We start from the raw sequence: 26,270 nt of genomic DNA, 5'->3' as shown, positions 1-26,270 counted from the left end.
ACAGATGCCCGATGTGATGCGTGCCGATCTGTGGCATTCGATGGCTGATGCAGCCGGCCTGATCAATGCCGACGGAACAATCGGCGAAACGATCTACGGTCAGATGACAGCGTTCGCTGCCCAGACCGGGGCAGTGAATCTGGGACAGGGAGCACCAGGCACCGATGCTCCGCCTGAGCTCATCGACGCCGCTGCCCAGGCTATGCGGGAAGGCTACAACCAGTACGCTCCCGGGCAGGGTTTTCCATCACTGCTTGAGGCCGTGGCCGAACAACGACATCACGATTTCGGCCAAGAGGTGTCTCCAGAGCAGGTGCTCTATACGTGTGGGGCGACAGAGGGCCTCACCGCAGCGATCTTGGCTCTGCTCCCCCGAGGTGGGACCGTTCTCGCTTTCGAGCCGTACTACGACTCCTACCCGGCCGCGATCGCCGCCGCGGGCGGAACACTCGTCACCGTGCCGATCCTGCCGACAGGATTAGGAGGATTCGCACCTGATTGGGCCTGCTTCGAGGACGCTGTGGCCGCACCCGAGTCCGCCTCTTCGATCATCCTCGTCAACACACCCCACAATCCGACCGGCTTCATGTTCAGCAGAGAGGATCTGGCTCGCATCGGCGACGCTGCGGCCAAGGCCGATGCCTGGGTCCTCACCGATGAGGTGTATGAGCAGTTGATTCTCGATGACACACCTCATGTGCCTCCGGCCGTTGCAATTGAGGACAGTGCACGAGTCGTCACAGTCTCCTCAGCCGGGAAATCATGGAACGCGACGGGATGGAAGATCGGGTGGGTCATCGCCGAGCCAGAGGTCAGAGAGGCCATTCAAGCGGTCAAACAGTTCCTCACCTTCACAGCGAGCGGCCCCATGCAGATCGGGCTGGCGCGCACGCTGACCGGGGATTCGACCTTCATTTCCGATAACCGGAAGTCCTTGCAGGAAAGAGCCGAGGTACTAGTGCCGGCTTGCCGAGCCGTCCCCGGAGTCATCGCATCGACTCCGGCCGCAGGATATTTCACTGTCGTCGACTTCTCGGCTCTGACAGATCTGGACGCATTTGCACTCAATGAGCTGCTGGCCCGACGTTATTCGCTCGTCGGAATACCAGTACCTGCGCTGTGCAGGCAGGGCTCACCTGCACACACTGCCTACAGATCATCGATCCGCTATTCGTTCTGCAAGTCGCCTGCCGATGTTGAGCGAGGGGCGCAGCTGTTCAACCAGCTCGCCTCCGAGCTGCGACTCAACCCGAATGCACTGCGCGTCCGCGCCTGAACACCCATTCTGCTCCGTGAGCACGGAACAGAATGCGTTGACGGAAGAACATAGAGCAGGGGGCAGACCGCATTGCTGCGGTCCGCCCCCTGCTCTATTCGTCAGCCCTGCCCGAGAATCGATTTCTCAGCGCCGAGGCGCCTGGACAGTGTCAGAGGATTCAGGCCTTGACGAGTTCGAGTTCCAGTTCGATCTTGATCTTGTTCGACACCAGCAGCTCGCCGCCGCCGAGAACAGCGTTGAACTCCATACCGAAGTCCTTGCGGTCGACCTTGGACGATGCCGAGAGGCCAGCAACCTGGTTTCCGTTAGGGTCGGTGGCGACTCCGCTGAATTCGGTGGAGAAGGTGACTTCCTTGGTCACTCCGCGCATGGTGAGCTCTCCGACGAGGTCGAACTCATCGTTGCTCGTGGCTTTGATCCCGGTGGACTTGAAGGTCAGCTTGGGGTTGTTCTCAGCCTCGAAGAAGTCACCGCTCTTGAGGTGACCGTCGCGCTGAGGATTGCGGGTCGAGATCGATTCGACGTCCGCCTCAGCAGCGACCACGCTGTCCTCGAGGGTCTCACCGACGGTGACGCTGCCGGCGATATCTTCGAAGTGTCCGCGGACCTTCGAGACGCCAGCGTGGCGAGCGGTGAACGTGAACTCGGAGTGCACGGGGTCGATGTTCCAGATTCCTGCGGTGAGTCCCTGTGGAAGAGCAGTCATGATTTCTCCTTTAGTTGAAAATTGAAGTACAGGAATGACTATAGTTTATGTTTCAACCATGTGCAAGTCCGCTGCCGAACTTCTTTCACTTTGGGCACCCGGGGTGAACGGCAGGTGTCCATGTGGCAGACGTCACGCGGCTTCGGTTTGGCCTGCAGGAAACTGCTCGTGTAAAGTAAAGAACACGACGCGGGGTGGAGCAGTTCGGTAGCTCGCCGGGCTCATAACCCGGAGGTCGCAAGTTCAAATCTTGCCCCCGCCACGTTTGCGAAAGTGCCGCGACATCGTTGATTCGATGTCGCGGCACTTTTCTTTTCCGGCCTGACCGCTCACGGTCAGGCCCCTCCCGTCCAAGCCTTCCCCCGATTGAGTCCCCGACGGCCAAGGCTGCACCAATCACGTGCAGCTGCGATCGGATCGCAGGCCGATTATGCTTCTGACTTGCGAGGACGTAGTATTTACCAAGTAATCAAACGCCGCGGGGTGGAGCAGTTCGGTAGCTCGCCGGGCTCATAACCCGGAGGTCGGAGGTTCAAATCCTCCCCCCGCCACGAAAGTGGCAGAACCCCTATCCAGTGGATAGGGGTTCTTCTCATTCAATTGAATCTCAGTGACAGACGACAAGGTCGATCGGTCCTGCTGCGCGCGAATCTCGGGCAGCGCATGGGAAGGTTATGCTTACCTTATGAACTCTTCTTCCCGCCGCGCCCGAGCAATGGCCGCAACGGCGTTGTCCGTCCTCTTCCTCACTACCGCCTGCTCTCCAGGCACCGACAACGACAAGAATGAGGGCACAGGCAAAAAGGATGTCGCCACAGGTGGCAAGGCCTTTGCCACCGCGGATGAGGAGACTGCGAAGCTGGGCAGCGATGCCGACCCCGGAGCCTTCCCGCGTTCGATCGAACATGCCAACGGCACAACCGATATTGCTGAGAAGCCCCAGCGGGTCGTCGTCTTGGATACCGGAGAACTCGACGATGTCCTCTCCCTGGGCATCACACCTGTCGGTATGGTCACGACCGAGGGAGCAAACCCCGTCCCGTCCTATCTGGCCGACCGTGTCAAAGGCGTCGACACGGTGGGAACGATCAACGAACTCGATCTGGAGGCGATTGCCGCGCTCGAACCGGACCTGATCCTCGGCAGTCAGCTGCGCGCCGATCAGCTCTATGACGAACTCGATTCCATCGCACCCACGGTGTTCTCGATTCGCCCGGGCTTCCCTTGGAAAGAGAACTTCATGCTCGTCGGGGAGGCTCTGGGAATGGAGACGGAAGCGACCGACGTGCTCAACGGCTACGCCACGGCCACCGACGAACTCGATGATGGAGTCGAAGGCAACCCGACGATCTCACTGGTGCGTTTCATGCCGCAGCGCCTGCGACTCTACGGCAATAAATCGCTCATCGGAGTCATCCTCGACGACGCAGGACTTGCTCGCCCGAAAGCACAGGACGTCGAAGAGCTCGCAGTCGAGATCTCCCCAGAGAACCTCGATCAGGCCGGTGGCGACTATGTCTTCTACACCAGCTACGGCGACCCTGATGCCACCGGTGAGACTGCGGCGCTTTCCGGCAGCCAGTGGAAGAGTCTCTCGGCCGTAGAGGACGATAGGGCCTTCCGCGTCGACGACGATGTGTGGTTCCTCGGGTTGGGCCCCATCGGAGCCGGCCAGATCGTCGATGACCTCGAAGGCCACTTCGCGAACTGAACACTTCACGGCAGATCGGCCGCTCCCCCGCGCTCAGGCCCGAATACCGCCGTTGAACAGATGACTCAGGCCTCTGGGATCCGATCGGATCCCAGAGGCCTGAGTCTCATTCAGTGTCGACCTTGCCCGGCGTCAGTTGCCTCCGCTTTCATCAGCCGGAGCACTGGCTGGAGCAGACGCCCCATCCTTCGAACCATCCTCGGCGAGTGAAGGATCGGCTGCCACCGCATCTTCAATCGCATTCTTCAGACGGTCCTGGGCCTTACCGTACTCCTCGAAGTCACCCTCCTTGAGGGCTGCATCGGAATCCTCCATTGCCTTCTTGGCTTCCTGCAGCGCCTCATTGAGGTTCTGGTCATCCTTCGGCGCCGCGGCGGAGTCGCCTCCGCTGCTTGACCCACCGGACTCACCTGCAGCACCGCTGTCGTCGGTGCCTGCGTCACCGGCCTTGGCGCCGGAATCGCCGCCGAAGACCTGGTCGAGAGCCTCGTCAAGGGTCGGAGCGAATCCGATGTCCTCACCGAAGGCCACCAGCACGTGCTGAAGCAGCGGGTAGGACGTATCGCCGGCGGACCGGACGTAGACGGGCTGGACGTAGAGCAGACCGCCGCCGACAGGCAGAGTCAGCAGGTTGCCGTTCTGAACCTCAGACTCACCCTGACGCAGCAGGTTGAGGCTGCGCTGCACATCGGGAGCAGTGTTGAAGTTGTTCTGCGCCTGCCCGGGGCCGGGCACCGTCGTGTTACGCGGAAGCTGCAGAAGCCTCAGCTTTCCGTAGCCGTCTGCCACCTCGCCCTTGGAACTGCCGGCGTCAGCATCAGCTGAGAGGAACCCGGTCAGGTTGTTCCGGGCCTGTCCTTCAGAAGACCGTGCCGGAATATAGGAACTTGTCAGGGAGAAGGACGGATTCTTCTGCCCCGGCATCTGCAGGGTCATGTAGAAGGGAGGCTGAGTAAGGCCGCTGTTGGCCTGTTTCGTCGGATCCGTCGGCAGGGTCCAGAAGTCCTGGCCGGTGTAGAACTCACTGGCTGTGGTCACGTGGTACTTCGTGAGCAGATCACGCTGCACCTTGAACAGGTCTTCGGGATACCGTACGTGGCTCATCAGGTCGCCCGACATCTCGGAGGACGGTTTGATGAGGTCTGGGAAGATCTTCATCCACGTTTTGAGGACGGGGTCTTCCTTGTCCCACTGGAACATGTCGACCGAGCCGTCATAGGCGTCGACCGTGATCTTGACCGAGTTCCGGATGTAGTTGACCTCTTCATCCGGAAGTGTGGCCACGGCGTTCGGCGCGGTCGCCGTCACCGAATCCTCGGTAGCCTCCCGCAGAGGCTGAGGGGTCGAATACGGGTAGTCCTTCGCCGTCGTGTAACCGTCGAGGATCCACTTGATCTTGCCGTCGACGACAGCGGGATAGGGGTCGCCGTCGATCTTGAGGAACGGTGCCAGCTTCTGCACGCGCTCACGTGGGTGGCGCTCGTAGAGGATCTGAGAATTCTCGTTGACAGCGTCAGAGAGCAGGATCTGCTCATCCTGATACTTGAGTGCATAGGCCAGTCGGTTGAAGAGGCCTCCCACAGATGGACCGCCGTCGCCGGTGAACGTGTTGTTCACCTGGCCCGAACCGCTGTCCTCATCGGAGGGGTAGTCGAGCTCTCGAGGAGTCGCGTCCTTCGCACCGCCGACGATCGAGTAGTCCGGTGAACTCTCGCCGAAGTACACACGCGGCTCGTATTCGGGGAACTCTCCCTTAGGCGGGATGTCGGATTCCATGAACAGCGGCTCACCATCAGGACTGCGCTGGTTGCCGTTGGCGGCAACGACACCGAACCCGTGAGTGTAGACGATCGCGCGGTTGTACCAGCTTTGGTTGTTCACCGAGTCCGGAGCCAGTTCGCGCACCGCGATCACGGTATCGCGCATATCGCCGTCGATGTTATAGCGATCGACGTCGAGCTGCTCAGGGAAGGAGTAGTAGGGCCTGACCTGCTGCAGCTGGCGGAATGTATCCGAAACCAGGTTCGGATCCAACAGACGAATCGACGCAGCAGTCTCGGCGTCCGCACGCAATGCGCCCTTCTCACCGGTCGTGCTCGGTTCATAGGGGGTCACGTCGATGTCTTCGAAGTCGAAGCCGTCACGAGTCGCATCGATGTTGTGCTGAATGTATTCCGACTCCAGGCTCTGCTGGGACGGGCTGACCTGGAACTGCTGAACCAGCGCGGGGTAGGCGATGATCGAGATGCCGCCGAGGACGATGAGCGTGGCAGTCGCAATGAGCGAGATACGCCAGTTGCCCTTCCACGCCGTGTAGACGAACAGGAACGCTACGAGCACCGCTGCGATTGCGACGATGGCCATGGCTGGCAGTGCCGCCCTGTCGTCGGTGTAGGTCACACCCGGAACGATGCCGGTGGTGCCCGTCAGCCGCTCATAGCGGGCAAGCCACAGTCGACCTGCCTGCACCAGGATCAGAGCCGCAACTGTGATTCCCAACTGCCACTGGGCTGTCTTCGTGAGGATGACGCCCTTCTGCTCGCCTGGCCGAATGCCGCCGAAGAGATAGTGCCCGACGAGAGCAGCGATGAGAGAGAGCAGGATCGCCATCCCCACCTGGTCGCCGATGAGCCGCAGGCCCGGCAGGACGAAGACGAAGAAGGATTTGTCCATCCCGAACTGGGCATCCTTCGAGCCGAAGGACGTGGAATTCATCCACTGCAGGACAGTGTTCCAATGCGCCGAGGCGGTGATTCCGCTGAGCACACCGACCACCGCTGGGATCGCGAATGTCGCAACCTTGCGCAGGGGTTCGATCGCTTCACGGTACCGGTCGAGGTTCTCCTGTCGCGGAGTCGTCGGAGCGTATACCGGGCGGCTGCGGAAGGCCAGATGCAGGCTCAGCCACACGGGAACGGCCATGACGATGAACCCAGCCAAGAAGGTCAGGCCACGAGTGAACCACATAGTGCGGAACACCTGCGAGGCGTCGATCTGCTTGAACCACAGGACTTCGGTGTACACCTGTGTGAACGCGATGAAGGCGACGAGCAGAATCGCCACCGACACGAGAGTGAGCAACAGGGGCGAACGTCTGGGCCGGTTCGTCGGCATTCGTGCGGAGGTGGGTGAGGACGGAGAGCTCACTACTGCCCTTTCTCGTTGTTGTCGGCGCCGCCGGCTGAACACTTCTTGAGGTTCGAGGTGTCTCCGGCTGCGTACTGCTCCACGGCGTTCTGCGCGTCATCGAGCGTGTCGATGCGTGCCACCGTGATTTTGGACTGATCGGCAGCTTCGATGACCTCTGCACAGTTGTCTGCGGGCGAGAGGAAGAGCTTGGCTCCCTTCGCCGTCGAGGCTGCTACCTTCTGTCGGGCACCACCGATGGGCCCCACATTTCCTGCAGGATCGATCTCCCCGGTTCCTGCCACGTGCTTTCCACCGGTCATGGCACCGGGGGTGAGTTCGTCGACGATCGCCAATGCGAACATGGTGCCGGCGGAGGGACCGCCTATGCCTTCGACGTTGAATGCCACGTCGACGGGGAATTCGAAGTCCTGCTTCATGCTGATGCCGATGGCTTTGCGCCCATCGATCGTTGCCGGCTTCAACGCGACATCGACTTCCTTGTCGCCGCGTTCGACGACGAGGTCCACGGAATCGGAGGACTGGACCGTCTCGCTCATGATCTGCGCTGCTGCCGGATCGGAGTCCAGCTTCTTCCCATTGACGGAGATGATGCGATCATCTTTGCGCAGCTCCGCCTCGGCGGGCGAATCGGGAACCACGTCGCCGACGAGGAGATGAACCTTGTACGGCTTGTCGAGCTGTTCCATCGCTGCGGCCACGGCCACATCCTGGCTGGAAGACATCTCCACTGCGTTCGAAGCGGTCACGTCCTCACGCGTCGTGTCCAGAGGATAGTAGGCCTCGGTGGGGATGACGGTCTCCTTGCCGTGGAGCAGAGCGCCCAGTGCCTGAGAAGCGTAGGTGTCACGCCCCGGACCGCCGCTCACGGCCACGGTGAGCATGTCGATACGGCCATCGGTCGGGTAGGTTTTGGCGCCGGAGACATCGATCATGGGCTTACCCTGATAGTCACCGAGAGTGTTGAACACGGGTCCGGGCAGCTGCAACATGTATGGAACTGGCAGTAGAACTGCAAGAGCGATGAGGATATATGTCATGACCCCTGAAGTCGTGGTCAGACGTGGAGCGCGTCGTCGAGTTTCGCCACGCATCGGTGCTGCGGGCACCGGCACGGCCCGAGGGGCATTATCTGTCATGTGTTCCTTTCGCTGCACCGCCCCACCAGTCTAGTTGAAACCTGACCGTGAGTTTCACAGACTCCTTTCGCCTGGTGCGAACATCCTCCGAAACCTCCCGGAATTGGGAAGCTTCCCACATCCGGAACCGTTAACGTAGAAGACAAACCGATTCTTGGGGGCATTGAGAAAATGAGCGACGACAACAACAACGAGCAGAATCCGTTCGAACAGATCTTCGGAATGCTCTTCGGAGCGAATGGTCCCGGCTCCGGTCAGGGCGAGGACAAGTACGGCAATGCAGGTCCGCAGGGCTTTCAGATCGACCCGGCGATGATGTCAACCATCATGAACCAGATGCAGGGTCTCTTCGGGCAGGGTGCCGATCCCCAGGCCCAGGCAACATCGATCGCTCAGAAGTCGGTTCCGAGTCCTGATCCCGCTGTGGGAGACGAAGCGGTGAAAGCCACGACTGATGCCTTCCGTCTGGCTGAGCTGTGGCTGGCCGAAGCGACCGAGTTCTCCGTGTCCAATCGCACGGCCCGCACTGTCACCCGCGCGGAGTGGGTCAGCGAGACGATGCCCGGATGGCAGAAGTTCGTGCTCCCGATCAAGGCGAACATGTCCTCTGCCCTGACAGAGACCCTCGAGACTCAGGTTCCAGCGGAGATGAAGGGCATCCTCGCCGGTGCCTCGTCGATGTTCGGTTCGATGAGTGACTCGATGTTCGCGATGCAGATCGGACAGGCCGTGGGCGCATTGTCGGAGAGCGTTCTCACCGGCACCGAGGTGGGTCTGCCACTTCTGCCTCATGACACAGCGGTCCTCGTGGAGACCAATGTGGAGAAGTTCGCCTCGGAGATCGATGTCGATGCGTCTGAGGTTCGCATCTTCCTCGCAGCCCAAGAGCTTGCGCATCTTGCGCTGTTCGAGCGCGCCCCATGGTTGAGCGCCCAGGTCGAGACTGCACTGACTCGCTATGCACAGGGCCTGAAGGTCGATACTTCTCAGATCGAGGACATGGCGACTCAGATCGACCCGTCCAACATCTCCGACCTCAGTGACAACATCCGTCAGGGGCTGTTCAACCCTCCGACCACTGAAGATCAGAAGAAGGCACTGACGAATCTGGAGAACCTCCTTGCCGTCATCGCAGGATGGGTCGACGTGGTCGTCTATTCCGCATGTGCGCATCTCCCAGGACGCGATCAGATCCGGGAGGCGCTGCGCCGCCGCCGGGCTACTGCAGGTCCGGCCGAGAAGACGTTCTCGACCCTGGTGGGCCTGGAGTTCAACCCCCGGCGTCTGCGCGATGCTGCCGCACTCTTCGGGTATCTCGAAACTCAGGGCGGCACCGAGGCCAGAGACAAGGTGTTCTCACACCCCGACCTTCTGCCGACGACACAGGATCTCGATGATCCCTTGGGCTACTCGGAGCGTCGTCACGCCGAATGGACCAGCGAATCGACACTCGACGAGGCGCTGAGCCGCATTCTCGACGAGGGAATCGAAGGAACTGAGACCTCCGAATCCAGCTCCGACTCGGGCTCCGATTCCAAGTCGGAATCCGGCTCGGAATCCGATGGCGATGAGGGCACAGATGACAGTGATGGTACCGGCGGCCGCGGCGAGAGCTGAATGATTCGTCTCGATACCGCCCGCGCCGAGGTTGGAGCTGCGCCGACTGCAACCGGCTTCACGCGCGACTTCGACCACTTGTTCTCCACTGTCGGCGATGCCGCGCTGCGGCGCGATGCAGGTGGTGAGCATGTCACGGCCAGTTGTCTGGTCATCGATCCCGACACCGAGTCCGTGCTCCTCAACCACCACCGCAAGGCTGATCTTTGGGGCCAATTCGGCGGGCATCTCGAGCCCGAGGATGACAGCCTGTGCTCCGCCGCGCACAGAGAAGCCACGGAGGAAAGCGGACTGAGCAACCTGTCTTGGTTCTCCCCCACCCCGATCGACCTTCATGTCCATGACCTGTCGGCTTCGTTCGGTGCGTGCGAACGCCACTTCGATGTGGTCTTCGCAGCATTCGCCTCCGTGAACCAGGCCCCTACGGTCTCGGCGGAGTCCTTGGCGGTGAAATGGTTCCCGCTGACTTCTCTGCCGGCATCGCTAATGCCTGATCTCGTGGTCCGTCTGCCGAAGCTCTACCGGGCAGCTGTGGAGTCGCGGCAGGTCAGCGACATCAACCGCGGCTGAACTGCTCCCCCGCGCTGAAGCCTTCAAGATAGTGCTTCGCGTCTGCCTGTCTCGGATGTCTGTCGGCCAGTTCATGAAAGGCCTTGGAATGCGGTCCGATCTGCAGGTGAGCGAGCTCATGGACGATGACCGTCTCCAAGACCCAACGAGGCACCGCCTGCAGGCGGTGGGAGACCCGAATATCACCTGACGAGGTCGTTGTGGATGCCCAGCGGCTGATGTTCTGATTCGTCACCCATCTGATCGACTGGGGACGCAGGCGGCCATCGAAGTAGCGTCGGCTCATCTCCTCTGCCAATCCGACGAGGTCCTCCGCCGATGAATGGTCCCTGGCCGCCAGCCGATTGAACAGATTGGTCAACGACCTGATGTTGTGCTCCACGCTGTATCTCACCGGCGTGCTGAGCACATACGTCCCCAATTCCTTTGAGACCGAGATGGTCTTCTTCCGACGTGCCGAACGGCGCACTTCGATCTCCCCACGGGCGATCGCCCGCAGTACGTCCTCTTCGGTCCATCGCTGTTGAGTCACCACACACCCATCATAGGAAATTCGACGCCGGCAGATTCACCGGCCTCTTCTCGTGAGTTTGCTGAGTATCGATATTTCACCTTAATCAACAGGCTGTCCACAGGACGGATTGTGCGTTGCTAGCAGGGGAAGCGGAAGTGACCTACGCTTTCACTCTCCTCTGTGGCCATCGTGCAATCATTCAAGGCACCTTTTCTCCACAACTCATGTCGACATATCCACAGGTTATCCACACGCTGTTGACTTGCCTGTGGAAGAACCGACATTGACGGGGAGGCAAATGAAGAATAGGTTCTATGATTGACCCCGGAAAACCCGGAGATGCGTGCGGAAGGGGAAGCTGCACGAGTCTCCGCGAGCGCCTGGGGCTCAAAGCGGTTGAGGGCACGTCGGAATGCATATTCCGGCCTGCCCTCAACTGTTTTCCACAGGCTTTTCCACAGAATCGCCTCGACTCTGGCGCACGCCTTCGACCTTCACTACTGTGGAAGTCTGAGGCAGCCGATGCGAGGTGGAGACATGTTCCGGATTTTTCCCAGTGTGCCGATCACATGGCGGTCGTCGGCGTGTGTCCAGTTCGGTGTCGATGACCCTGTCCTCATCGATGGCCTTCTGCCGGCAGATGTCGCTCTCATCGAGGAATTGCGAATGGGAGTCGGTTCGGCGCAGTACTACTCTCGTGCACAGGATCTCGGTGCTGATCTGGGTCGCGCGAGCTCCCTGATAACGTTGCTCGACGAGGCGGGCGTCATGGTTCCCGATGATTCCGATGCCGCAATGGTGACGAAGAGCTCATCTCTGCTGGCTACCGCGCAGATATTCGCCCTCTCACCCGATCGTGTGTCGAGGCTCCTCAGTGGTTCACCAGTCGTGGTCATGGGTCCGCTGAGAGCCATCACCGAACAGTATCTGTCGGCCTCCGGCTTCGCCATAGCGCCACACCATCACGTCGACGACCTTGATCTCCTGACCTCACCGCTGGTGATCACGACCTCCTACCTCGTCCCGGATCTCCACACGGCCGCCTGGCTCACGGATCGCGAGGTCCCCCACTGCCAGGTTGTGATCGGAGAATATTCTCTCGAGGTCACCGGTCTCATCCGTCCCGGCGCAACGCCTTGCGTCATGTGTGACTGCCTGCGACAGAAGGATGCCGATGACTCCTGGCTGAACCAGTACTCCCACATCCGGGCTCTCCCGGATCGAGACAACCTCAGCGACCCTCTGTCACGGGCGCTCGGCGGACTCAACGCCGTGCAGATCCTCCGGCGTTCTCTGCTGTGCCCAGACGCTGACCCGGTGTGCAGGAGGGTCTCACTGGCCACAGGGATCGGAACCGAGGAACCGCTGTCGTTCCACCCGCGGTGCCAATGCCGCGTCCCCGTTCCACACTTCGATCTAGTCGACGAGCAGGCTCAGTAACCCTGAACCATAGAGTTCGAGCTTGGTGGCACCTACGCCGGGAATCCGCGCCAATGACGCCATGTCCTGAGGCTTGATTTCTGCGATCGCCGAAATGGAGGTGTCGGTGAGAACAAGATAGGGGGGAAGCCCCTGTTCCAAACCGACACGGGCCCGCCACCGTCGCAGACGGTCAAGGAGTTCGAGGTCGAGGTCGGCAGGACAGTTCGCACACCGCGACAGCGCTCGATCGACTTGGGACACAAGCACCTTGCCGCACGATCGGCAGCGGTTCATCGCCACCGATGTCGCCGTCCGACGACCCTGCCCCACGGTCTGCTCGACACGGCCGAGTTCGCTGAGGAATCGCGACGGTTTGCGTGGCCGTTGCTTGGAGTCGTGGCGCGACAGCGACCAACTCATACTCAGGTCTGTACCTGCACGAGTCAGCGCCACATAGAACAGGCGCCGCTCCTCAGCGATCGCTCGAGGCGTCTGTGCGTAGCTGATCGGCAACAGTCCCTCGCTGAGTCCGACAAGGTGCACGCTGTCCCATTCGAGACCCTTAGCCGAGTGGAACGAGGCCAAGGTGACACCTTCGATATCGGGAGCGAACTGGTGCTCGGCCCGATCGCTGAGATCAGCCAGAAACGTCTCCAACGGCACTGGCAGTTCAGACCCTGCCTGGAGCGTCTCCGCCAAGTCGACCAAAGCCTTCAGAGACTCCCACTTCTGCCGGCTGGCCCCGGCGGCGGGCGGCTTGGTCGAATATCCCAGGGAGATGAGAACTTCGGCGACGACTTCCGGCAGGGGCCGACCGCTCGAGGTGGCACGGGCCGCCTTGAGCATGAGAATCGCTTCTTTGACTTCCTTGCGAGCGAAATACCTCTCTCCACCCCGCAGCACATAGGGAATCCCAGCTGTGGCCAGGGCTTGCTCGTAGGCGGGACTCTGACCATTCGTGCGAAACAGCACAGCGATGCTTCGCGGCCGCCGTCCGGCATTGATCTCGGCGGAGATGGCCTTGACGACACCCGCAGCTTCGGCATCGTCGGTCGGATACTCAGTCATTGCCGGCTGTCGGCCGTCTGGGTTGTCGGTACGCAACGTCAACGCAGTCCGGGAGGTGTGCCGAAGCAGGTTGTTCGCCGTGGACACAATCGCCTTCGACGAACGATAGTTGCGCACCAGTTGGATCGTCGTCGACGTCGGCAGCGAGGAATCGAGCGTTCCCAACAGTGAGGAGTCCGCACCGGCAAACGAATAGATCGTCTGGGCTGGGTCGCCGACGACACACAGATTGTCGCGTGGCCCCAACCAGCGTGAGAGCACATCGTATTGGAGCGGAGACACGTCTTGGAACTCGTCGACGACGAAGTGGCGGTATTGTTCGCGAATGTCCGCTGCGATTGCTGGATACTCCGCCAGCACCCCGTTGAGGACGAGCAGCACGTCTTCGAAATCCATGAGTCGGCCACGTGTCTTCGCTTCGCTGTAGGCCTCGAAGATGCGCACCATATCTTCGACACTCAGTTTGCCGGGCAGATCGCGGCCGGCTGCCTGAGTCGCGTAGTCGTCGACTCCGAGTAGAGACGCGGCAGCGAACTCCAGTTCAGAGGCCACGTCCCGATTCAGCTCCCGACTGGTCTCGATTCCCATTCCCTGCAGCACCGAGCCGAGGATTCCGGCCTTGTTGTCGATGATCCGGGGGAAATCGCCCGTTGCGAATCGATCCCAGAAAAAGCGCAGCTGGCGAAGTGCCGCGGAGTGAAAAGTCCGGGCCTGGACCGCGGGAACTCCGAGGTCGCGCAGACGTGACCGCATCTCACCCGCGGCCTTGGCCGTAAAGGTCAGGGCCAGCACGTGGTTGGGAGGAAACACCTCGGTGGCGATGCCGTAGGCGATGCGGTGGGTCATCGCACGAGTCTTGCCTGTCCCTGCTCCGGCGAGGACGATCACCGGGCTGGAGAAATGTGTGGCGACCTCTCTCTGCTCCTCGTCGAGAGCATTGAGCAGTGCTGCAGCCTGAGCGTTCAAATGTTGTCCAGCCAGCTGTAGAGGAGCTGTCCGGCGATCGATACGAGTCCGGGAGCACGGACCTTGCCGTGCTCGATGGCCGCACGCAGCTCGTCTCGAGTGAACCAGGTCAAGGTAGCGAGCTCCGCTTCGTCGGCGGCGAATTCGAGGCTTGGCGCCTCTGCTGAGAAGCCGAGCATGAGCGAGCAGGGGAAGGGCCAAGGCTGGGATCCGAGATACCTCGGGTTCTCAACTTCGACGTGGGCCTCTTCATAGACCTCACGGATCACTGCGCGTTCCAGGGTCTCACCAGGTTCCACGAACCCAGCCAGCAGGGAGTAACGGTCTGCTTCCCAGGCTGCGTTGTTGCCCAACAGCACTCTTTCGATTCCCTCATCGTCAGTGTTGATGATGAGGACGATGACGGCAGGATCCGTACGCGGGAAGTGTTCGCTTCCGTTGTCTGGGTCTGTTCTGACCCACCCGCCGAGCGTGGGATGTGTCGCTCGTCCGGTGCGGGGCGAGAATTGGTGAGCCCGATGCCAATTGCCCAGTCCCACGATCTCGCACGCCAGGGAGACTTGAACGTCGTCGAGGGATTCAGCCAGCTGACGCAGGGGCAGCCATACGGGTTCGGAACTGTCGATGCCTTCCCCTGGGGCGGTCAGCAGATCGGTGGCATCGCGTGCACGCGATGTCGACAGAGCGGTGTCCAGCTCGCTGCGGCCTGCGTCATCGAGAGAGACCCCGATATATCGGTTGCCGTCGGCATCGCGGCCCAGGTAGATCTCGGTCTGCTTCCCCGGAACCATTCCCGGCTCAGTGCTGAAGAGTCCCCCCGCCGCCACGAGGAGCGAACCACGATGTTCGAAGACGGGACTGGCTCCGCTGGCCCATAGTTCACGCAGGTCACCGTCCTGACCCCGTGAGAGATGGTCACGATCGATTCCATGGCGAGCCAGACTCATCGGCTTCACGGGTGGCAGTGGCTTCATGCCTTCCACGATAACGCAGGGCACTGACGTGGGAAGCGCGGGTGCTGACACGCTCAACAGCCGAATCCTCGGTCTTCGGCCATGTCAGACGGTAGATTGGGGAGGGTGAATACCAAGGCGCTCAAGTTGGCAGCTGTCGCGGCAACGATGCTCGATGACTATTCCCCGACGGAATGGGTTCCCCTGCCGTCGTTGGGACTGGGAATCAGAGTTCTCGTCGACGACGGTCAGCAGCAGTTGGTGGCGACGGCACAGACGGGTCTCGACCGTTCCGCCGACACCGGATCTGCTGCTGAAGCTGGTCGGATCTACGACTCGATATATCCGCATGCCGGTTTCACCTGGCCCCATCTGCGCGCCATCACCGAGGTTGAGGCCGACTACTTCGGCACGTCTGCACCGACGACAGTCACCCTCATCGAGCCTCTGCCCGGTGCCCCCGTAGGCGATCAGGCCATCGCCGACACTGCACGGGCGAGTTCCTTGGCGCAGGCTCTTGCCACGCTGCATTCGGCGGCGCCCGAATCGATCTCCGAGGCGGGATTCCCTGTCGAAGACCCATCGCGTTTCCAATTTCAGATCTTGGAGCGACTCGATCAGGCGGCAGCCACCGGACGAGTGCCTGCGGGCCTGCTCCAACACTGGGAAGAGGAATTCGAGAAGGTCTCGCTTTGGCGCTTCCTCGCCACTCCCATTCACGGTGCAATCGATGAGACGAGCGTCTTCACCGATCAGGAGCGTGTGCTCGCGCTGTCTGGAATCGAGCGCCTGCGAGTCTCCGATCCAGCCATTGATCTGGCCGCAGCCTCAGCGCTCATCGATCCGGCCGCAGTCCCGACCTTCTTCAGTGAGTACACCAATTCACGGCCCCGTGCCGACGAACACGTGATCACACGCGCCGAGTTGCTGGCAGAGTTTGCTGTCCTCGACTGGCTGCTTGAAGCGGTGGACTCTGGTGACGAAGAGGCGATCCAAGACGCTGGCGAGCTGCTGTCCTCGTTCAACGACGTTCTGTTCTCCCACAACGCGGCGGAACCGGAAGCGGTCGAAGACAGTCCCCCATCGACCCCAGACACAGAGCTGACCTCGGAAGCAGAGGACGTCGTCGATGAGGGAACAGCACCGGACGAATCCGGCTCGGCAGACGACACTCATCGCCCCTGACTTTGTCGGCTGATCTGATCAGATGACCTGGTCAGACCCTACGGCTGAGAAGCCGGTTCGTCACCCGGTCATCCCTTTCCAGCACTTCACGCGCGATCGTTGGCCTCTAACCATGCAATGATCTCGGTTTCCTCCGGCAGGTGGGTGAATCTCACTATGTCGTCGCTGCCGACGAAGTAGAACGTTCCGGTCACCTCGGTGATTTCGGGATGCACCCGCTGAATGGCGAAACGGTACAGAGCCAGCTGCCACTTCATCACCTCAAGAGTCTTCTCCTCGGGCAGTTTCGAAGTCTTCCAGTCAACGACTTCTGCATGATCGCCGGTGATGAAGACCGCGTCGATCTTGCCCGGGACCCTGAACCTCCCAAGGACGAGTTCGAACGACATTTCGATGTGGTCGGCATGCCTGCTCGCGAACTCAGAGCCGATGAATGTCTGCTGCAGGCGTTCAATGGTCGCTGTGTCGATGGGCCGGACCTGCTGCTCGTCCTCGATGTCGATGCTCGCCTGGCCGAAGTGCTGCTCGACCCAGGAGTGAAAAGTGGTGCCGATCTCTGCGGCTCGGCTCGGCGGACTGGGCACGGGCCGCAGTGTCTGCTTCATGAAGTCGTTCGGATCGCGACGCCACGACACGAGTGCGGTGGCTGAGAGCCGATCCGGGACTGCTCCGGTGCCCTCACGTTCCGGACGGCTGCTGATTCGCAGGGCTTGACGCGCATACTGCCCCACAGGGGTGGGCTTCTGGGCGAGTTCACTGAGTCCTGTCGGTGCGGCACGACTGACCCATTCGGCGGCACGTCGGGCGGTCGAGACGAGGGCTGTGCGGGGAACGGGCCAGACGCTCGTCTCCACACGATCCTCAGCTGATTCGTCAGCCGGCTCCGGCATGTCGACATCCAGGTTCAGTTCCTCGATCGCTTCCATCAGGAACGGGGATGGTTCGTCGGGGTTGGCTCGCGCGCCCATCAGCTCTGCCCCCAGCCACAGATGGTGTTTGGCGCGGGTGAACGCCACGTACGCGAGGCGTCGCTCCTCTTCCTCATGTGCATCGGCGATAGCGGGTTTGATGAACTCGTTGACCCATTCGTCAAGAGCCTTCTTCGTGTCGAAGTCGGCGGTGCGCAGATCGTAGTCGACGAGATGGGCGCGGTCACCGCGCAGCGGATAGGGCAGAGCCGTCCTCTCCATCCACCCTTCTGGGTCGCGCGGTGAGGTCGGGAAGTCCTTGACCACCAACGATGGAACCGCCACCGCATCGAATTCGAGGCCCTTGGACGCGTGGACGGTCATGATGTCGATGGCCTCGGCCGCAGAGTTCGGCTCGGCCACGCTGAGTGCGTCCTTCTCTTCCATCAGGCTCAGCCATTCGAGGAAGCCGGGCACCGATGGCTGGTCATCAGCCGCCGAATACTGGCTCGCAGCAGAGAGGAACGAATCGATGGCTGAACGATGGAGGTTGCGCAGCGAATCGCTCAGCCCCCAGATATCGGTGTCGACTCCTGTCTCGGTCATCGCGGTACGGATGATCGAGGCGATGGTGCCCGAACCTGACCGCACGTGCCGCAGAGCCTGAGCCAACCTGACGAGACGCTTCAGAGCAAGCTCGCTCAGCCCCGAGTTGCGGAAGTTGCTCACCATCGCCCGCGCACCGGGGAACTTCGCTGAGCCCGACAGTGCTTCGAAGAGATCGACGAGCTCATCGAGGCCCTCGACGATCGTCGCCTGGTCGATGTTCTCCGGAACAACTCCGGAATTCTCGGGATCCTCGCCCAGGAATTCGGTGACTCGCGAATCGTTCTGTCGTCTGGTGAACGATTGCAGCGCTGCGATATCGGTGGCGCCAAGACCCAGCAGTCGACCGCTGATCAAGCGCATGAGACTGTCCCCGGCCATCGGATCGACCGCTGCGGTGAGCACGGCCCGCAGGTCGGCGACGAACGGATCGCTGAGGAGGCCGGAGGAACCATGCACATGCACGGCGTAGCCGGCAGTCTCCAGAGCTGCGGCCACCGGCGCGAAATGTGCCCGTTTGCGGCACAGAACCGCCGTCGACGACCCGTCGGGAAGACTGGCGACCCATTCGGTCAATGAACGCAGTCCCACGGTGAGGAAATCGGGGTCATGTGCACCAGAGCTGATGTCGATGGCCACGTCTCCCTCGCCGGCGCCGGTGCGCGCGGACAGAGGTGTCTCCCGGCTGCCCGCCAATCCGTTCGCGGTGCGGTTGGCGACGGTGAGGATTCTGTGGTCGTTGCGCCAACTTGTGCTCAGAGTCAGTGACTCGACGTCGTGGAAGTCCGAGGAGAAGCGGATCATGTTGTCCGCACTCGCCCCGCGCCAGCCGTAGATGGCCTGTCGCGGGTCGCCCACGGCCGTCACCGCTGTTGAGTGGAACAGGTCGCGCAGAAGCTTCAGCTGTGCAACAGAGGTGTCCTGGAACTCGTCGAGGAGAACGATCTTCCACCGGTGCTGTTCAGCTCGGCGCGCGGCGGGCACCTCGTCGAGGATGCGTTGGGCGAACCTGACCTGGTCTGAGAAATCCATAGCCAGGTTGCGTCGCTTCGCGGCCATGTACTCGTCGGCGAGCTTCGCCGTCTTGATCTTCGCCTCGAGCTTCGCCCGTCGGCCGCTGGGGTCGACGGGTTTGCCTTTGCTCGACACCAGCGCCTGCAGGCACTGGTCGAGGTAGTCCGTGACCTCGTCGACATTGCGCCCGTGATCGTTCATTGCGGCCGCCAGCGCGATGATATCGGCAATCATCGTCTCCCGCGCCTTGTCACCGGGAATGTCCTCTGTGCTCGCTGCGTCGATGATTCCACCGGCGATCGTGTGAGCCGCGGCCTCATCGAGCAGCACGGTCTCAGGTTCGATGCCGATGCTCACACCGTGTTCGCTGACGATCGATGCCGCATATGAGTTATAGGTCGACACCGTAGGATTGTCGAGCCCGGGCAACGTCATCTCACTTCCGAGCCCCAGATTGTGACGCAGCCTGGCCAGCAGCACCCTGATCCTGCCGCCCAGCTCTCCCACGGCCTTGCGGGTGAAGGTGAGACCGAGGATCTCTTCAGGATCGACGAAGCCGTTGGCCACCAGCCATATGACCCGTTGGGAGATGACGGTCGTCTTGCCGGAGCCGGCTCCGGCCGTGACCTTCATCGACTGCTGCGGGTCGGCCTCGATGATGATCCTCTGTTCCTCACTCGGCGGAAAGGCCTGGGCAGGATCGGCAGCGGTGAGACGGGCGAGTTGCTCAGCGGAGAAGCGCATCAGGAATCTTCCAACATCTTGGGCCCGATCGCCGGGCAGGAGGTTCGGACAGGGCAGCTCATACATTTCTGGGGTTCGACTCGTGCCGGGAACTCCGCGGCACGCATCCGTCCGGATACGTCGTTGATGAGGTCTCTGGCCCAGCCTGGATCCTCATCGATCTCGAGAGCGGACTGCTCCCTCTTCTTCTGCTTGGTATATCGGAGGAAGACGAGTTCAGCACCGTAGGCCTTGGCATCGACCACTTGATCGTCGCCGATTGTGATCGAGCCGGAGTTGATCGCCTCCTGGTAGACCCCGAGCTGGGCATGGCGTGGCATCTCCTGGCCTGTAGGTGTGTTCTTGCCGGTTTTGAAGTCAACGATCCGGATACCCTCGGGCGTTCTCTCGATGCGGTCGAGGCGCCCTGTGACCTTCCATTCCTGCCCGTTCTCGTCGACGCCGGTGGCGTACACCTGGGCCTCGACTCCGATGGGTTCGCCCGGTGAGTCCTTGATGTACTCGCCGAGTCGGTCGGCCATCTTCATAGCCAGAACGTGCTCGCGGTCTCGTTCCCATTCGGCGTCGAAGTCCAGCGTCTTGAACTCTTCGTCGACGAATTCTCGGATCGCCGAGGCGGGCCCCTGTGGGTAATTCTCTGCAGCGGCATGGATGATCGTTCCCAGGCTCTGGGCCAGGGAACCGGGCCGGTCTCCGCCGTTGCGGGTGAGGAACCACCGCAGTGAGCAGTCGGTGAAGGATTCGACCTGTGACGGCGAGACCTTCACCAGGTCCTCAGCACCGTAGAGGGGCTGGGCGGAGGTGATGTCTTCGGTCTCACGCCAACGTTCGGGCGGATCGACCGTGGAGCTGGTGGCAGACAGCGCGGCCATCAGCTGTGCCCATTCCTCCACGTCCTCGGCTGCTGTCTCCTGCTCGGAATCTGCGGCGGCTCTCAGCAGCCGTGCCCGCGCGTGTGCGGCCATCTCGGCCAGCGACAGAGGCAGGAGCTCGTCTTCGTGCGTGATGGCGTATCCGTCGGCGTCCTGCGTGCCCTTCGCCGTTCCAGCGGCGAGGACATCGAAGAATGGGGAAGGGTTGCTCTCCGCATCGGAGATCGCAGTGACGATGACGTGCTCTTCGGCACGGGTCAGAGCGGTGTAGAAGAGCTCTCCTTCTTCCCGCAGGTTCGTGCGTTTGGCATGGGAGTGGTAACCGGGGTCGCTCGTGACGGTCTCCCCGGTCAGCAGAACGGCGCTGAGGTCGTCGAGGCCGAGGATGCCGCCGCGGATCTTCGGGTTCGGCCATACGCCTTCATTCACCTCGGCGATGATGACGAGCGGGACCCTCAGGTGGGCCAGGGACGACGGTGTTCCGACCTGCACAAGGTCGTCAGTGCCTGCCTGGGCGGCCAAGGAATCCTGGGCGATGTCCTGTTCGGCCACAATGCCTGCGAAGGACCGTGCGGTGAACCCGCCACGATCGGAGATCTTCTCTGCCAGAGTGAACAGTCGCAGCACGGAGTCCAGGTGCGCATTCGCCACCGACTCGGGATCTTTCAATACCTCGGTCTGCCACTTGTCTGCGATGCCGGCGGCCTCCCAGATACCCCACAGAGCCTCGTGCGGATCAACCGAGCCCACCTCCGCCGCGGCATGGAGCATTCGTGAGATCGTGGCGAGTCCCGGAGGAGATGAGTCGTCGATGTCGCTGCGCAGCGCCTGAGCCAGAGAATTCGAGCTCTTCGCTGCGGGGAACTGCTTCCGCACCACGCGTTTGAAGCGTCTGATCTGCACCGGATCGAGGCGCACGTAGATGCTGCCGGCCAGGGACAGTGCCTGTGCGGCGATGGATTCGTCATCGTCGAAATCCGGGGTGCGGGCGAGCAGCTCGAGAAGCGGAGCCGTGGCGGGGTCGATGCTCAACGGTTGCATGATGTCCGCCGTTGCCACGCCCGAGGCGCTCAGCTCATTGGCGACGACGCGGGCAGTGGACGTGTTCCGGCACAGCACTGCCACGTCTGACCACGCGTGGCCGTCTTCGACGAAGTTCGTCACCCGACGGGCCAGGTACCGGTAGCTCGATGCTGCGCCCTCGAACACATGTGTTTCCACCTTGTCCGGGCTGCTCGCGACCGGCTCAGGCTCGCCTTCCCCCTGCTGCGGCCCGGCGTCCACCGGTTCGATCCCATCGGCCGACTCGCCGGTGCGTGCGGCACCATCGGGGCGCGGCATGTGCTGCAGCCCCCACCTCGTGGTGATCCGGCGGCCGAAGTCATCACCGACGGCAACGAGCTCGTCAGCAGTATTCTTCACCTCCGGCAGAACCACGGTCGTAAACCGCTCGTCGGAGGCGCTGCGATCGATGATCGAGGCATCGGCTCCGTGGAAGCGACCTGTCACGGTCTCCGGGCTGCCGAACAGCGCCAGTGCGCTCCCGCGCTCGCGCAGCTGCTCCAGCAGTCCCCAGCTTGCGGCAGGGAAGTCCTGGACACCGTCGGCCAGGACAACGGTGGGCACCACATCGGGGGCGAACGTCCACGCTCGACCCGCGGTCACCTCGGCGGGTTCACGCAGAATTTCGAACGCGGCCCGCGCAAGAACCGTCGCAGAGTCGGTGCCGCCGTAGCCGGGCATGCTCATAATGTCGAGGTATTCCTCGAGGACCTGTGCCACGGCCTCCCACCGAGGATCGCGATGGTGTTCAAGCACCCGGTCAAGAGCGCTGCGCCCGAAGTCGAACACGAACTCGGGAGTCTGTTCCGGTCCACCGCCGGCGCTCGGGGCCGGAATCCGTACGCCGAAGTCGAACTCCATCACCCTGTTGAGGAAGTCACGGACCTCGGTCCGAAACGCGGAGGTCGACCGCACCTCTGCGGTGATCTCAGCTGGCCAGGCGGGCCCACGGCCATGACCGAGTTCGTGCCCGGCAAGGAGATCAGCGAGGAAAACGTCCTGATCGGCGCCCGAGATGAACTCGAGGTCATCACCGGTCTGGGTCGTGTGCGCGGCACGTGCAATTCCGTAGGCGAACGATGAGATGCTGCGCGCAGGGGCGGATGCCAGCACCGCGTCCCTGGGTACCGCGAGACGGTTGCGCAGCACGTCGGCATGATCGCGGTTGGGGGTGAGGACCAGCACCGATGACGGGCTGACCGATGACATCAGCTGGGCGTAGACGGATTCGAGCATCGTCGTCTTGCCCGTACCGGGACGGCCCACGACCGTCACCGACTCCCCCGCGAGCAGCTTCGCGCCGATCCGCTCTGTCACTTCATCCATACTCGTATTCCATCATGAGGCACGGACATAGGGGCGAAGTGGCCATGATCGAGCGCGTTGCCAGGTCCTCCACTTGGTTTTGGCGTAGCATGATGGAATGTCGAGTCCGCACCAAAGATTGCCCCGTGAACAGCGCCGTGACCAGTTGGTGGGGGTGGCACGCTCTGTCTTCGCGACCCGTGGATATCGGACCACCTCGATGGACACAATCGCCGAGGCGGCTGGAGTGTCGAAGCCGGTCCTCTATCAGCACTTCGCGTCGAAGCAGGATCTCTACCTCGCGCTCATCGACGATTCCGCAGCGCACCTCGATACGACTCTCGATGCCGCAATCGGGTCGACGAACGACCCGCATGAGAAGGTTCGTGCCACGTACCGTTCCTACTTCGAGTTCATCGTGTCCCATCGTGAGGAATTCGTCATCCTCTTCAATTCCGATGTCTACGAACCCGAGGCCCAGAACCGTATCCGCGGTCTGCGCGAACGGACCGCCTCCCGTGTCCTGACCGCGCTGAAGAGCTACACCGACCTCGACGACATCCAGGCTCGGCTGCTGTGCCGGACGCTCATCGGCACCGCCGAGGTCGTCGTCAAACAGCTCGAGACGACTCCGGAGATCGACGTCGACACGGCTGTGAGCCTGCTGACCCAGATGAGCTGGGGCGGACTGCAGTCCTTCACCACGAAGTGACTGCGAACTCTCACCAGATGAGGGAAGAAAACCCGGCCTCGCTGACGTTATGCTGAGGACGAGTCAAACACGATCCGCACAAGGAGCACAATGGAAATCAAGATCGGCGTCAAGCAGTCACCGCGAGAGATCGTCATGGAATCCGACGAGACACCCAAGGATCTCGCCGCGCGCATCGAAGAATCCGTCAAGGCCGATTCGCTGCTGTCCTTCACGGACCTGAAGGGACGCCAGGTATACGTTCCTGCGGCCGCACTCGCCTATGTCGAGATCGGCACCGAGGCTGCCCGCCGCGTCGGCTTCGGAGCCTGAAGGACCGACAGTACGCACCATCGCATGCGGGTGAACACCGAACCTCGGTGATTTACCCGTGAATAGGTTCAGGGTCCGGTACATCACCGGGCCCTGAACCTATTCACGCAACGTTGACGGGCGCTCTCAGGCGACAAGCCCCAGTGCCGACATCCGTTTCGAATGATTGGCCGTCACTGCCGGTATCGAGGCCACCACTCTTTCCTCATCGATGCCGAGGAAGGGGTCGGTGAGGAGGTTGCGTCCGCGACCCAGAGTTTCGGCCACGAGCTTGCGTCCCCACAGCGCCAGACGAGAGGCCAGCTGAGTGTCCGCGGCGACGTCGGCTGTCAGGCGATTGCGCACATAATCGGTCGCACGTGTATCATCAAGAATTGTAATTGCCAGGCTGTATCCGGGCTCGCTGAGCTCATCCACGGCCGTGCGGTAGAAGTCATTCATGATTCCGTCGAAGACGAATCCTTTCATGAGGCTTTCGTGCCAGTCACGAGGACGAGTCCGTTCAGCCAGCACGGTGAAGGTCGGCTCGAAATGCTGACAGAGCTCGACCGCATCCTGGCCCAATCGACTGATGTGCTGCGAGAGCTCTTCGAAGTTCGCAAAGGACAGAGAGGCCAACCGCGCCAAAGTGACTTTATCGTCCATGTGCACAGCGGTGGTCGCGTTGGTGGCCATTCGTTCGAAAGCGGTCAGCTCGCCGAACGCCAGAAGCGCGAGCGTAGCAGCATTATTACCGGCCAATGGGGCAGAATCGGGCATAACTCAAGAGTACCGGTTCACGACCATGACGAGCGCGAAGGCGCTAAAAGGAGTTTGAAACATGGCGGAGACAGAACCTGATTTCGCAGAACTGGGAGTCGCTGGACCGATCGTGGCCTCGCTGGCTGCCAAGGGCATCACCCACCCCTTCCCGATCCAGGCGATGACGCTGCCCGTGGCACTGTCCGGAGCAGACATCATCGGCCAGGCGAAGACCGGAACGGGAAAGACTCTGGGCTTCGGCATTCCCCTCCTGCAGCGTGTCGTGGGCAAGAACGAAGATGGTGCCGCACCGGCTGATCCTGAGAATACTCCGGAGATCGTGTCCGACAGCACCGAGACACGCCTTCCCCAGGCCCTGGTCGTCGTACCGACTCGTGAGCTGGCCAAGCAGGTCGCCGCTGATCTCGTCACCGCCTCCACGCAGCGTGACATCGACATCATGACCATCTACGGCGGCATGGACTTCGACCCGCAGATCAAGAAGCTCAAGTCCGGCGTCGATGTCGTCGTCGGCACTCCGGGTCGCCTCCTCGACCTGTACGGGCGCAAGGTTCTGCGACTGCACAAGGTCCGCACGGTCGTCCTCGATGAGGCCGATGAGATGCTCGACCTCGGGTTCCTGCCCGACGTTGAGAAGATCATCAACGCGGTGCCCGCACACCGTCAGACCATGCTCTTCTCCGCCACCATGCCCGGTGCGGTCATCACCCTGGCTCGCCGTTACATGAGCCGACCCACCCACATCCGTGCCCACGACAACGAAGACCTGTCTCTGTTGGGCAAGAACACGGAACAGTTGGTCTACCGTGCACATTCGATGGACAAGAGCGAACTCGTCGCCCGCATGCTGCAGGCCGAGGGACGCGGGCGCACCATCATCTTCACTCGCACCAAGCGCACCGCAGACAAGCTCGCCGCCGAACTCGGCGATCGCGGCTTCCAGGTCAAACCTCTGCACGGAGACCTCGGTCAGGCGCAGCGGGAGAAGGCCCTGAAGTCCTTCCGCGAGGGCCAGGTCGACGTCCTCGTCGCCACCGACGTTGCCGCACGCGGAATCGACATCGACGATGTCACCCACGTCGTCAACTACCAGTGCCCCGACGACGAGAAGACCTACGTCCACCGCATCGGCCGCACCGGGCGTGCCGGCAACACGGGCATCGCCGTGACGCTCGTGGACTGGGATGACATGCCTCGGTGGCGCCTCATCAACAAGGCTCTCGGTCTTGACCATGATGAGCCCGCGGAGACCTACTCGACCTCACCTCACTTCTTCGCCGATCTCTCCATTCCGAAGGGGACGAAGGGGCGTCTGCGCAGGCAGCAGACCGAGGAGTCGGACGACCATGCGGGTCCGAAGAAATCCGAACAGCGCCGAGGCGGATCCTCGGGCCGCGGCGGGTCATCATCAGGTGATGACGCACCTCGGAAGCCGCGACGCAGCCGGGAACGTCGTCGCACCCGCGGCGGCAAGCCGGTGGGGCGCACCTCGACTGCCCCCAACGACCGCCAGAACTCCGCAGAATAGGGCAACAGCCCACCACCGGACTCAAACGAACGGCCTCGACCACCTCTGGTCGGGGCCGTTCGTTCATCTTGCGTGTGCTGGCCGGGCTCACGGTCATGGTCGGACATTCCGGTGGAGTCCTCATCGGACGCGGTGAACGGGCGGATGCCGATTTCGTGCCGCTCTTCG

18 protein-coding genes and 2 tRNA genes are annotated in these 26,270 nt (G+C 61.8%); 11 read left to right on the top strand and 9 right to left on the bottom strand.

Going from position 1 to position 26,270, the window contains the following annotated elements; translation table 11 throughout:
- Positions 1 to 4: 4 nt before the first annotated feature.
- Positions 5 to 1,276: an aminotransferase class I/II-fold pyridoxal phosphate-dependent enzyme gene (locus CXR25_RS08345; protein ID WP_125240517.1), complete on the top strand. Its 1,272-nt coding sequence runs from the start codon at positions 5 to 7 to the stop codon at positions 1,274 to 1,276.
- A 160-nt stretch (positions 1,277 to 1,436) separates the two neighbouring features.
- On the opposite strand, the gene CXR25_RS08340 is transcribed toward CXR25_RS08345, so the two are convergent.
- Complete coding sequence (locus CXR25_RS08340; protein WP_009883916.1) at positions 1,437 to 1,985, bottom strand: YceI family protein; 549 nt, start codon at positions 1,983 to 1,985, stop codon at positions 1,437 to 1,439.
- A gap of 188 nt (positions 1,986 to 2,173) precedes the next feature.
- On the opposite strand from CXR25_RS08340, the gene CXR25_RS08335 reads away from it, so the two are divergent.
- The 3 genes from CXR25_RS08335 (at position 2,174) to CXR25_RS08325 (ending at position 3,696) form a co-directional block, all read left to right on the top strand.
- Positions 2,174 to 2,247, top strand: a tRNA-Met gene (locus tag CXR25_RS08335).
- Between the two features lie 215 nt (positions 2,248 to 2,462).
- Positions 2,463 to 2,536 (top strand) — tRNA-Met (locus CXR25_RS08330).
- Between the two features lie 134 nt (positions 2,537 to 2,670).
- Positions 2,671 to 3,696: an ABC transporter substrate-binding protein gene (locus tag CXR25_RS08325; RefSeq protein ID WP_240516298.1), complete on the top strand. Its 1,026-nt coding sequence runs from the start codon at positions 2,671 to 2,673 to the stop codon at positions 3,694 to 3,696.
- A gap of 132 nt (positions 3,697 to 3,828) precedes the next feature.
- Here the strand turns inward: CXR25_RS08325 and CXR25_RS08320 are convergent, their stop codons facing one another.
- Positions 3,829 to 6,810, bottom strand: a complete 2,982-nt coding sequence (locus CXR25_RS08320; RefSeq protein WP_241212415.1) for a UPF0182 family membrane protein — start codon at positions 6,808 to 6,810, stop codon at positions 3,829 to 3,831.
- A gap of 32 nt (positions 6,811 to 6,842) precedes the next feature.
- A complete protein-coding gene (locus CXR25_RS08315; protein WP_009883919.1) occupies positions 6,843 to 7,982 on the bottom strand; it encodes a YlbL family protein in 1,140 nt (379 codons plus the stop codon).
- A gap of 171 nt (positions 7,983 to 8,153) precedes the next feature.
- On the opposite strand from CXR25_RS08315, the gene CXR25_RS08310 reads away from it, so the two are divergent.
- Both CXR25_RS08310 and CXR25_RS08305 read left to right on the top strand, forming a co-directional pair.
- A complete protein-coding gene (locus CXR25_RS08310; protein ID WP_009883920.1) occupies positions 8,154 to 9,599 on the top strand; it encodes a zinc-dependent metalloprotease in 1,446 nt (481 codons plus the stop codon).
- Positions 9,600 to 10,169, top strand: a complete 570-nt coding sequence (locus tag CXR25_RS08305) for an NUDIX hydrolase (RefSeq protein ID WP_069600014.1) — start codon at positions 9,600 to 9,602, stop codon at positions 10,167 to 10,169.
- On the opposite strand, the gene CXR25_RS08300 is transcribed toward CXR25_RS08305, so the two are convergent.
- Positions 10,156 to 10,704 carry a M48 metallopeptidase family protein gene (locus CXR25_RS08300; protein WP_009883922.1) on the bottom strand — a complete coding sequence of 183 codons (549 nt, stop codon included), beginning with the start codon at positions 10,702 to 10,704 and terminating at the stop codon, positions 10,156 to 10,158. The two genes, CXR25_RS08305 and CXR25_RS08300, sit on opposite strands and share 14 nt — an antisense overlap.
- A gap of 516 nt (positions 10,705 to 11,220) precedes the next feature.
- Between CXR25_RS08300 and CXR25_RS08295 the strand changes: the two genes are divergently transcribed.
- On the top strand, positions 11,221 to 12,123 hold the full coding sequence (locus tag CXR25_RS08295) for a hypothetical protein (protein WP_069600013.1): 903 nt from the start codon (positions 11,221 to 11,223) through the stop codon (positions 12,121 to 12,123).
- Here the strand turns inward: CXR25_RS08295 and CXR25_RS08290 are convergent.
- Entirely contained in the window at positions 12,100 to 14,139 is a 2,040-nt protein-coding gene (locus CXR25_RS08290; protein ID WP_069600012.1) for a UvrD-helicase domain-containing protein, read from the bottom strand. The genes CXR25_RS08295 and CXR25_RS08290 overlap by 24 nt on opposite strands.
- The gene (gene nudC, locus CXR25_RS08285; protein ID WP_069600011.1) at positions 14,136 to 15,113 is read right to left on the bottom strand and encodes an NAD(+) diphosphatase; all 978 of its coding nucleotides are present in this window, start codon (positions 15,111 to 15,113) and stop codon (positions 14,136 to 14,138) included. Before nudC ends, CXR25_RS08290 begins: the two co-directional genes overlap by 4 nt.
- A 105-nt stretch (positions 15,114 to 15,218) precedes the next feature.
- On the opposite strand from nudC, the gene CXR25_RS08280 reads away from it, so the two are divergent.
- The gene (locus tag CXR25_RS08280; protein WP_125240516.1) at positions 15,219 to 16,277 is read left to right on the top strand and encodes a protein kinase family protein; all 1,059 of its coding nucleotides are present in this window, start codon (positions 15,219 to 15,221) and stop codon (positions 16,275 to 16,277) included.
- 86 nt (positions 16,278 to 16,363) lie between these two features.
- Here CXR25_RS08280 and CXR25_RS08275 read toward each other — a convergent pair whose 3' ends face one another.
- A complete protein-coding gene (locus CXR25_RS08275) occupies positions 16,364 to 19,549 on the bottom strand; it encodes an ATP-dependent helicase (RefSeq protein ID WP_009881728.1) in 3,186 nt (1,061 codons plus the stop codon).
- Positions 19,549 to 22,809: a PD-(D/E)XK nuclease family protein gene (locus CXR25_RS08270; RefSeq protein ID WP_125240515.1), complete on the bottom strand. Its 3,261-nt coding sequence runs from the start codon at positions 22,807 to 22,809 to the stop codon at positions 19,549 to 19,551. Before CXR25_RS08270 ends, CXR25_RS08275 begins: the two co-directional genes overlap by 1 nt.
- Positions 22,810 to 22,906: 97 nt before the next feature.
- On the opposite strand from CXR25_RS08270, the gene CXR25_RS08265 reads away from it, so the two are divergent.
- Entirely contained in the window at positions 22,907 to 23,500 is a 594-nt protein-coding gene (locus tag CXR25_RS08265; RefSeq protein WP_029416568.1) for a TetR/AcrR family transcriptional regulator, read from the top strand.
- A 90-nt stretch (positions 23,501 to 23,590) separates the two neighbouring features.
- A complete protein-coding gene (locus CXR25_RS08260) occupies positions 23,591 to 23,812 on the top strand; it encodes a DUF3107 domain-containing protein (RefSeq protein WP_096158658.1) in 222 nt (73 codons plus the stop codon).
- A 126-nt stretch (positions 23,813 to 23,938) separates the two neighbouring features.
- Here the strand turns inward: CXR25_RS08260 and CXR25_RS08255 are convergent, their stop codons facing one another.
- Entirely contained in the window at positions 23,939 to 24,571 is a 633-nt protein-coding gene (locus CXR25_RS08255) for a ferritin-like fold-containing protein (protein ID WP_009881724.1), read from the bottom strand.
- A gap of 61 nt (positions 24,572 to 24,632) precedes the next feature.
- Between CXR25_RS08255 and CXR25_RS08250 the strand changes: the two genes are divergently transcribed.
- A complete protein-coding gene (locus tag CXR25_RS08250) occupies positions 24,633 to 26,102 on the top strand; it encodes a DEAD/DEAH box helicase (RefSeq protein ID WP_096146862.1) in 1,470 nt (489 codons plus the stop codon).
- Positions 26,103 to 26,270: the final 168 nt, after the last annotated feature.

This window comes from Brevibacterium aurantiacum (assembly GCF_003932995.1).
GTDB lineage: Bacteria > Actinomycetota > Actinomycetes > Actinomycetales > Brevibacteriaceae > Brevibacterium > Brevibacterium aurantiacum.
Note: the sequence above shows the minus strand (reverse complement) of the source record. Positions and strands in the feature narration are given on the sequence as shown.